General features: G+C 48.8%; 2 protein-coding genes and 2 pseudogenes. 3 read left to right on the forward strand and 1 reads right to left on the reverse strand.

Annotation, left to right across the window (positions count from 1 at the left end):
- Window positions 1-21 precede the first annotated feature (21 nt).
- Window positions 22-117, forward strand: coding sequence for an IS1-like element transposase (locus BFF42_RS28190; RefSeq protein WP_236043287.1), 96 nt, complete (start codon window positions 22-24; stop codon window positions 115-117).
- 44 nt (window positions 118-161) lie between these two features.
- Window positions 162-505, forward strand: a pseudogene (locus BFF42_RS17030) (IS1 family transposase).
- Window positions 506-514: 9 nt separating this feature from the next.
- Here the strand turns inward: BFF42_RS17030 and BFF42_RS17035 are convergent.
- Window positions 515-994: pseudogene (locus tag BFF42_RS17035) on the reverse strand (MFS transporter); the annotation flags it as partial.
- A gap of 244 nt (window positions 995-1,238) precedes the next feature.
- Here BFF42_RS17035 and BFF42_RS17040 point away from each other — a divergent pair.
- On the forward strand, window positions 1,239-1,433 hold a 195-nt coding region (locus BFF42_RS17040; protein ID WP_000179197.1), incomplete at its 3' end, for an IS1 family transposase.

Here is a 1,433-nt window from a genome sequence, read left to right on the forward strand (position 1 = left end):
CAGAAAATCATTGATATGGCCATGAATGGCGTCGGATGTCGCGCCAGTGCACGCATTATGGGCGTTGGCCTCAACACGGTTTTACGTCACTTAAAAAACTCAGGCCGCAGTCGGTAACCTCGCGCATACAACCGGGCAGTGATGTGATTGTCTGCGCTGAAATGGACGAACAGTGGGGCTACGTCGGTGCTAAATCACGTCAGCGCTGGCTGTTTTACGCGTATGACAGGATACGGAGGACGGTTGTGGCGCACGTCTTCTGAGCCTGCTGTCGGCCTTTGAGGTCGTGGTATGGATGACGGATGGCTGGCCGCTGTATGAATCACGCCTGAAGGGAAAGCTGCACGTTATCAGCAAGCGTTACACTCAGCGCATTGAGCGACATAATCTGAATCTGAGACAACATCTGGCAAGGCTGGGACGGAAGTCACTGTCGTTCTCAAAATCGGTGGAGCTGCATGACAAGGTCATCGGGCATTATCTGAACATAAAACACTATCAGTAAGTTGGAGTCATTACCCCAGTCGTTAATGACTTTTACACCGCATGGGTTCATCGGCGCTTCACCAATCCCCATACCGATACGCACCAACACGAACTGCGTAAAGTTGTGCACCATGCCAGACATTGCCTGGAACAGTGACCAGAAGAACATCCCCAGTCCCAGCATCAGGCGTGGGCCTTTACGATCCAATAGTGGGCCGCAAGGAAGTTGCGCAATCCCGTAAGCGAGTGAAAACACGGAGAGCAAAGCGCCGATTTCGGTGGCACTTAATCCCAATTCTTCACGAATCGTTAAATTTGCTACCGACAGCGAACTGCGGTCGAGATAATTGATTACCGCCGCAAAAAATAATAACAACATGGCGGTGGTTTGAATGCGTTTAATTCGGGTACTGCGTTGAACTAATCCATCTGGTGGCACGGGAATATCTGCCGACGAAGATGGAGTAAATGAAGAACGCGGATCGATGGTGATATTTTCTTTTTCCACGCCGGACTCCTGTATTTATAATTTTAATTGTTTACGTAATTGTGCATTACGCAAGGTTGACATTAACGGCAGGTTAAAGTTTTAGGACTTTACTACCGCTCACAAAAACATTTTTAGTCGACTGATTGTGAGCATAGGTAAGCGGGAATTTTCCGGTATTTATCTTTTGATAAAACCGTGCACCCGCTAGGTGATGCTGCCAACTTACTGATTTAGTGTATGATGGTGTTTTTGAGGTGCTCCAGTGGCTTCTGTTTCTATCAGCTGTCCCTCCTGTTCAGCTACTGACGGGGTGGTGCGTAACGGCAAAAGCACTGCCGGACATCAGCGCTATCTCTGTTCTCATTGCCGTAAAACATGGCAACTACAGTTCACTTACACCGCCTCTCAGCCCGGTACGCACCAGAAAATCATTGATATGGCCATGAATGGCGTCGGA

Source organism: Shigella sp. FC1661 (assembly GCF_001712525.1).
Lineage (GTDB): Bacteria > Pseudomonadota > Gammaproteobacteria > Enterobacterales > Enterobacteriaceae > Escherichia > Escherichia coli.